Raw genomic sequence first — 8,408 nt, forward strand, 5'->3', positions numbered from 1 at the left:
CAACCCGGTTCGATCCCGATCACCACGAGCGGCAAGGTCAGGCGATCGGCGTGTGTCGAGCAGTACCGGAACGGTCAGTTCGCCCGCATGGACCCCTAGGTTAAGCCGACACGTCGCTGTGGGCGACTTCCGCGGGCGCCAGCTTTTCGCACAGCAGTCCCGCCAAACCGCGAGTGGTTATCGTCATGTCGCTGGAATTGATGCGTATTCCCGTTTCGCTTTCGATCCGGGTACGTAACTCGAGGGCGCCCAGCGAGTCCATGCCGTACTCGGCGAGCGGACGGTCCGGGTCGACGTTGCGTCGCAGGATCAGGCTGACCTGATCGGAGATCAGACGCCGCACCCGGGTCGGCCACTCTTCTGGGGGCAGCTCGTCGAGCTCGGCACGCAGTTTGCTCGTGCCCGCTGGGTTTTGCCCAGTGGATCGGAACGCTTCGGCGAACGGGCTGTGCTGCGCAAACGCAGTCAACCACGGGGTGTCCGTGATGGGCGCGTAGCCGCTGTAGGCGCGGTCGTGGCGCAGCAGCGCTTCGAACGCGTAAGCACCCTCGTCGGGAGCGATGGCATCGCCGGCGCCCTCCGTCAGGGCGGTGCCGCGCCCGATCTGGGCCCAGGCTCCCCATGCGATCGCGGTCGCAGGGAGGCCGTGTACCCGCCGCCACACGGTGAAGGCATCCAGCCAGCTGTTGGCCGCGGCGTAGGCGCCCTGCCCGGGCGAACCCACCAGCGCGGCCGCCGAGGAGAACGAGCAGAACCAGTCCAACGGCTGGTTGGTGGTGGCGGTGTGCAAGTTCCACGCACCGTAAACCTTTGGCGCCCAGTCACGCTCGACGAGATCATCGGTGATATTAGTCAGCGTGGCGTCCTCGATCACCGCCGCCGCATGCAGCACACCGCGTACCGGAAGTCCAGTCGCCGTCGCGGCGGACACCAACCGCTGCGCCGTGCCGGGATCGGCGATATCGCCGCACTCCACCACGACGTCGGCACCGATCGCGCCGATGCGCTCGATGGCCTCCAGCGTCTCGGGAGTTGGCTGCGAGCGCGAGGACAGCACGATGCGTCCGCAGCCGGCTGCTGCCATCTTCTCGGCCAAAAACAGCCCCAGGCCCCCCAATCCGCCGCTGACGATGTAGGCGCCGTCGCCGCGGAAGACCCGGACCCGTGCCGGCGGCACCACCACGCGCCTGCTGCCGCTGTGCGGGATGTCGAGCACGAGTTTGCCGGTGTGCTGGGCGCCGCTCATCACCCGAATGGCGGTGGCGGCGTAGCCAATCGGGTAGTGGGTGCTCTCCGGCATCGGCAGCTCACCGTCCGCGGTGAGCTGGTACACCGTGGTCAACAAGTCTCGGAGCCGGTGCGGATGGCTGAAGGACATCAACGCCAGGTCGACGGCGTAGAACGTGAGGTTGCGCCGGAACGGGAAGAGCCCCAGCCGGGTGTCGCCGTAGATGTCGCGCTTGCCGATCTCGACGAATCGTCCACCGAACGCCAGCAATTCGAGGCCCGCGCGCTGGGCGGCGCCGGTAACCGAGTTGAGCACGACGTCGACACCGTAGCCCTCGGTGTCACGACGTATCAGGTCGGCGAACTCTGTGCTTCGCGAGTCGTAAACATGCTCAATGCCTATGTCGCGCAACAATTGTCGACGCTGCTCACTGCCCGCGGTGGCGAAGATCTCGGCTCCCGCGGCACGGGCCATCGCGACCGCCGCCTGCCCCACACCGCCGGTCGCTGAATGGATCAACACGCGATCACCGGCGGTGATGCGGGCCAGGTCGTGTAGGCCGTACCAGGCGGTGGCGGTCGCGGTGGTCACCGCCGCCGCCTGCTGGTCGGTCAGGCCGACCGGCAGCCTGACGGCCAGGTTGGCCTCGCATGTGATGAACGTGCCCCAGCAGCCGTTGGGGGACAGACCGCCGACATGGTCGCCCACCTCGTGGTCGGTCACGTCCGGTCCGACTGCGGTCACCACCCCGGCGAAGTCGGTGCCCAACTGCGGTAGCCGACCCTCGAAGGCGGGGTAGCGGCCGAACGCGACCAGCACGTCGGCGAAGTTGATGCTGGATGCAGTGACCGCGACCTCGATCTGGCCCGGTCCCGGCGGAACTCGGTCGCAGGCAACGAGTTCCATCGACTCCAGATCACCGGCTGTGCGGATCTGCAGGCGCATCCCGTCACGCTCATGGTTGGCGACGGTGGTTTGCCGCTCCTCGGGGCCCAGCGGAGTGGGGCACAACCGCGCCGCGTACCACTGGCCGTTTCGCCAGGCGGTCTCGTCCTCCTCAGACTCGCTGAGCAGCTGTCGTCCCAGCTGCTCAGCGTCGGTGACTTCGTCCACATCGATCTGGGTGGCGCGCAGATGCGGATGTTCGATGCCGATCACCCGGATCAAACCCCGCAGACCAGCCTGCTCCAGGTTGGGTCGGTCGCCGGCCAGCACCGTCTGGGCAATGCGGGTCACGACGTAGAGGCGAGGCGGCTCGCCGGGGATGTCCGGCAATTCGCGGGTGATACGCACCAGATGCCGCACATAGTCGGCGCCCAGCAGCGGGGACTGCTCCTCGGCGCCGCCGTTTTTGGGTCCGGTCAGGATCACCACTCCGGTGAATCCACCGCCACGCGACTGATTTCTAAGCTGGTCCGCGTTCGAGGCGTGGTCGGCGTCTTGTGGCCAGCTCATGGTGGTGCATTGTGCGCCACGGGTTTTCAGCCCGTCGGTCAACGTGGTGGCCAGCTCGTCGGCGGTGGCGGTGGTACTGATCATCAGCCAGGTTCCGGCGTCGGCGTATTCCACTTCGGGTAATTCCCGTTGCCGCCATTCGATGGTCAGCAGCCGCTCGGCCAGCACCCGATCGTCGTGGCCGCTGCCGGATACCGAGGTGCCCAGGCACAGCCCCTGCACGGCGAGCAGGACTGCCCCGTGCTCGTCGAGCACGTCGAGGTCGGCCTCAACCCCGGATGTGTCGGCCTTTGTCACCCGTGTGTAGCAGTAGCGGGCGTTGCGGGCAGCACCGTAGGAGCAGATTCGACGGATACCCAACGGCAGCCCTAACACACCCGCGCCCAGGGCCCGGACGTCCGGATGAGCCTCAACGGACTGAAAACAGGCATCCAGCAGCGCCGGGTGCACAACGTAAGCGTCTTGCTGCGAGCGGATTTGGCGGGGTAGCGCGACCTCGGCCAGCACGGTGCGGATTGCCCCCTCGCCGCTGTGCACCGCGGCCAGACCGGCGAACGCCGGGCCGTACTGAACACCACGCTGGTCCATCCGCTTGCGCACCTCGGCGCCATCCTCGTGGACCGGATGGGCGGCAAGCAGCACGGACGTGTCCTGTGCAGGAGGCTGCTCCTTCTCTGCGGCGTAGAGGATTGCGCTAGCTTGCCGCGCATGTTCGCCCCCCTGGGTTGTCTCCACTGTGAAGTCGAAGACGCCCGGCGATGACAAGGGCGCCGAGGCGCCGATCGTGGTCTGCTCATCCAGCAGCAGCACCTGCTCGAAGCGGATGTCACGGACCTCAGAGGCCTCGCCCAGCAGGTCGTGCGCGGCCGCCAGAGCCATCTCGCAGTAAGCCGCCCCCGGAAGCATTGCCACATTACGGATCTGGTGATCACCCAGCCAGGGCTGGGCGGCGGTGCCGACCTCCCCTTGCCAGACGTGGCGCTCCGGTTCCCCCTGCAAACGCACATGCGCGCCCAACAGCGGATGCACGGCAACGGTGCAACCACCATGCGCCGGGGATTCCTGATCGTCGCGGCTCAACAGCAGCCGACGGTGCGTCCAGGTCGGCAGCGGTGCGTCCACCAGGCGCCCATTCGGGTAGAGCACGGAGAAGTCCACCGCGGCGCCGGCACTATGCAGATCCGCCACAAAGCCCAGAAGCCCGTGTGGCAGCGCTTGTTCGCGGCGCATACCGGCCAGGGCGGCCAGCGGCATGTCGATACCGCGGGCGGTCTGCTCGAGAGCATGCGTGAGCAGCGGGTGGGGTGCTAGCTCGGCGAAGACCCTGTGGCCATCCTCCAATGCGGCCTGCACCGCCGTGGCGAACCGCACCATGCGGCGCACGTTGTCCGCCCAATAGCCGGCGTCGAAGGCCGGCAGCTCGCGCGGGTCGAACAGGGTCGCCGAGTAGAAGGGGACTTCAGGTGGCATCGGTTGCAGGTCGGCCAGACCGTCGGTCAGCTCGCCAAGGATCGGGTCGACTTGGGGCGAATGAAAGGCGACATCGGTGGGGACCTCGCGGGCCATCACATCACGCTGCTCCCAGGCCGCGACCAGCTCACGAACCACCTGGGTCGCACCGGCGATCACCGTGGACTGTGGCGAGGCCACCACCGCAACCACGACGTCGTCGATGCCACGGGCCATCAGCTCTGAAAGTACTTGCTGGGCAGGCAGTTCCACAGATGCCGTGGCGCCGGTTCCGGCGATGCGGGACATCAGCCCTGAGCGGCGGCAGATAACGCGCAGCCCGTCTTCCAGCGATAGGGCTCCGGCCACGACAGCTGCCGCGGCCTCGCCGAGGGAATGCCCGATGACCGCGCCCGGGCGCACCCCGTATGCCTTCAAGGTTGCGGCCAGCGCGACCTGCATGGTGAACAGCGTCGGCTGGATCCGGTCTTGACCGGTCACGACATGTGGCGCAGACATCGCTTCGGTCACCGAGAACCCGGACTCGTGGGCGATCAGCGGCTCGGCCGCCGCGACGGTGGCGGCAAACACCGGTTCGGTCGCCAGCAGTTGCGCGCCCATCTGAGCCCATTGCGAACCCTGCCCGGAGAACACCCACACCGGTCCCCGGTCATCCTGCCCGGCAGCGGGCTGAAATGGAGTGTCGCCGTCGGCGACTTCGCGCAGAGCCTCAGTGAGCTCAGGCCGACTGCTCGCAATGACGGCGGTGCGGACTGTGCGGTGCCCGCGTCGACGCGCGAGGGTGTAGGCCAGATCCGGCAACGCCACGTCCGGGTGTGCTACCACCCAGTCGGCGAGCCGGCCAGCGGTGCGGCGCAATTCGTCGGCCGACGTAGACGACAGCGGGAACAGCAGTGGCACGGTCGACGATTCGGCAGAGATGTCTTCGGGCGCAGCGCTTTTTGGAGCTTGCTCCACCGGTGCTTGTTCCAGGATGGCGTGGGCGTTGGTTCCCGAGAATCCGTAGGCCGACGCCGCCGCCCGCCGGGGCGTGTGACCGTTGGTTGGCCACGGTGTATTTTCCTGCGGTACAAAGAGATTGGTCTTGATTTGGGCAAGCTCATCCGGTAGGCGGGTGAAGTGCAAATTCTGCGGAATGACACCGTGCTGCAGGGACAGGACTGCCTTCATCAAGCCCAATGTTCCCGAGGTCGACTGGCTGTGCCCGAAATTGGTCTTCACGGCTGCAAGCGCGCATGGGCCTTCGATGCCGTAAACCTCGGCCACACTTGCATATTCGATGGGGTCGCCGGTAGGAGTCCCGGTGCCGTGTGTCTCCACCATGCCGACGGTGCTCGCGTCCACACCCGCGGTCGCCAATGCGGCCTGATAGGACTCGACCTGCGCGGGCTGAGACGGTGTGGTGATGTTCACCGTTCGGCCATCGTTGTTTAGGGCCGTGCCGCGCACCACAGCCAAGATTCGGTCACCATCGCGCAGCGCATCCGGTAGCCGCTTGAGCAATACCATCACGCAACCCTCGCCCGACGTGAACCCGTCGGCGGCGGTGTCGAACGCATGGCAATGTCCGGTCGGAGACAGCATGCCGCCGGCCGACCCCGCGGAGGATTTCCGTGGATCCAGCGTCAACGTGGCGCCGCCCGCCAGCGCAAGGTCGCATTCGCCCTCATGCAGGCTTCGACATGCCAAGTGCACAGTTACCAGGCCAGACGAGCATGCGGTATCCACCGTTATGGCCGGAGCGTGCAGGTCCATGGAGTAGGCGATCCGTCCGGACGCCATGCTGAAATTGCTGCCCAAGAATCCGTAGGGCCCCTCCAGGGCGTGGGCATCGGCAGCCGCCAGTATGTAGTCAGCATGCGTCAAACCCACGTACACACCGGTCCGCGAACCGGCCAACCTCGTGGGGCTAAGCCCCGCGTGCTCCACTGCCTCCCAAGAGGTCTCGAGCAACAGGCGATGCTGCGGGTCGATCGCGGTGGCCTCGCGCTCGCTGATCCCGAAGAACTCAGAATCGAACCCCGCAACGTCGTCTACGAACGCGCCCCACTTCGACACGGACCGACCGGGCACGCCGGGCTCGGGGTCGTAGTATTCGTCGGCGTCCCAGCGGTCGGGCGGAATCGTGGTGATCAGATCATCGCCCCGCAGCAACGCCTCCCACAGCTGCTCCGGAGAGTCGATGCCTCCCGGAAGCCGACAGGCCATGCCGATGACAGCAACCGGAGTGACCGGCGTGGTGCCCACAGCGGGCGAAGAATCGGCCGAAGCTGAGCCGTGCGCGGCATTGTGGATCGCCCCGAATGAAGCCATTCCGCCTCCCCTACAGCAACGACTAGTTAGCCTGTCCGCTGCTTGGGGCTATGTACGGCACGCCCCCGGACCCCGGTGTCTGCGTCTGCACAATTGACTTTGCCCGGTCGTCAAAAGCTTTCGTGCACGTCAGCAGCCTAGATGGTACAAACGACGCTATTCGCCACGTGCGACGACGATAAGTAATTGGTGGAACCGTTACCCAATCGTGATGCAAGTTGCTGGGACGTGAATAATTCGGCGCATCATCATCGCGTCGGCCCGAAACGATTGGCGTTCCACCCAGCGGCGGCTGCCTTATTCCGAGGCGGGCTGCCAGCCATCGCGCCGGGCCGTCGACGGAACGACGAGCGGGCCAAACAGGCTGGAGCACAGGCCCGCAAGCCTGCACCTGGCTAACCGAAAGCATCAAGTGCTGGCTCGACGACCGGATCTGTCGAAGGACCAGCTCCGCGTCGGCTGCCTGGAAATGAAACCTGCCGACCAGAGCGTCGACCGGCACGCCGGCGGTGAGGGTGGAGCTTTTCCACGCCGACCATGGTGCCGGTCCCGTTGATGTCGATCTGAATGTCGGCGGTTCACTTTTTGCCTGGACGGCGGCTGCCGAATGGAGGGGTACCTGACTTCTCGATTGGAAGGTGCAGCACTTCTCGATTCGAAGGGTGCAGCGGCGACGGCGACGGTAACCTCGTAGAGGTGCTCGAGACGTCCATTCCAGCTGTGCTGCGCGAGCGCGCCAGTCTGCAGCCCAATGACATCGCGGTCACGTTTATTGATTACGAACAGGATTGGGCCGGGGTTGCGGAAAGCCTGACGTGGTCGCAGCTTTATCGGCGAACACTGAACGTTGCACGGGAGCTCAATCATCGCGGGTCGACGGGTGACCGCGTTCTCATATTGGCACCACAGGGGCTCGACTACATCGTCGCGTTTCTTGGCGCATTGCAGGCGGGAAAGATCGCGGTTCCGCTTTCGGTTCCGCTAGGTGGCGTCAGCGACGAGCGCGTTAGTTCGGTGCTACGTGACGCCTCGCCGTCGGTTATTCTCACGACATCCTCTGTCGTGGGCGCTGTCGCCGAGTATGTTCGGTCGCAGTCCGGCGCATCCGCTCCACCGATCCTTGAGGTTGATCGGCTGGAGCTGGATTCTCGACAGGGATCCAGTGCTGGGGTAGCTAATGGCCCGAGCACGGCGTATTTGCAGTACACGTCTGGGTCGACCCGTCTGCCGGCGGGGGTCATGATGTCGCACAGAAACCTTCTGGCCAATTTCGAACAGGTGATGTCCGATTACTTTGCGGACTACGGAAAAATTCCCCCGCCAGATACCACTATTGTGTCATGGCTGCCGTTGTATCACGACATGGGTTTGTATCTGGGAATTTGCGGGCCGATTCTGACAGGACATCGCGCTGTGCTCACGAGCCCGGTGGCATTCCTCCAGCGGCCGGCCCGGTGGATGCAATTGCTGGCGAGCAATAGCCACGCATACTCGGCAGCGCCGAACTTCGCGTTCGAATTAGCGGTGCGCAAAACATCGGATGATGACATGGCCGGGCTTGATCTCTCGGACGTGCTTGTCGTCATCAGCGGTAGTGAACGGGTACACCCGGCGACGCTGCGGCGGTTCACTGACCGGTTCGCCCGCTTCAATCTGCGCGAGGCGGTGGTACGACCGTCATATGGAATGGCGGAAGCAACGGTGTATGTGGCGACCCGCACGGAGGCTCAACCACCGGCCATCGTCCGATTCGACTCCGAGAAGTTGACCGCCGGCAAGGCGGAGCGCTGCGAAAACGGAGGTGGCACACCGCTGGTCAGCTACGGGATGCCGCGGTCACCGATGGTCCGCATCGTTGATCCAGAGACACGTTTCGAGTGTCCGGCGGGAACTGCCGGTGAGATCTGGGTGCACGGCGACAACGTCGCGATGGGCTATTGGC

The 8,408-nt window shown here is 65.5% G+C and carries 3 protein-coding genes; 2 read left to right on the forward strand and 1 reads right to left on the reverse strand.

Annotated elements, in window-relative coordinates:
• The coding region (locus M2432_RS27670) for a hypothetical protein (RefSeq protein WP_280830054.1) at nt 1-99 on the forward strand (99 nt) is incomplete at its 5' end.
• Between the two features lies 1 nt (nt 100).
• Here the strand turns inward: M2432_RS27670 and pks2 are convergent.
• Entirely contained in the window at nt 101-6,466 is a 6,366-nt protein-coding gene (gene pks2 / locus M2432_RS27675) for a sulfolipid-1 biosynthesis phthioceranic/hydroxyphthioceranic acid synthase (RefSeq protein WP_280830052.1), read from the reverse strand.
• 696 nt (nt 6,467-7,162) lie between these two features.
• On the opposite strand from pks2, the gene M2432_RS27680 reads away from it, so the two are divergent.
• Nucleotides 7,163-8,408: AMP-binding protein (locus M2432_RS27680; RefSeq protein ID WP_280830053.1), on the forward strand; the 1,246-nt coding region annotated here is incomplete at its 3' end.

The sequence above is a fragment of the Mycobacterium sp. OTB74 genome (assembly GCF_029892685.1).
GTDB lineage: Bacteria > Actinomycetota > Actinomycetes > Mycobacteriales > Mycobacteriaceae > Mycobacterium.

Excerpts from the sequence above, each read along its gene's own strand:
- pks2 (WP_280830052.1), bottom strand. The coding sequence starts at position 6,466 with ATGGCTTCATTCGGGGCGATCCACAATGCCGCGCACGGCTCAGCTTCG.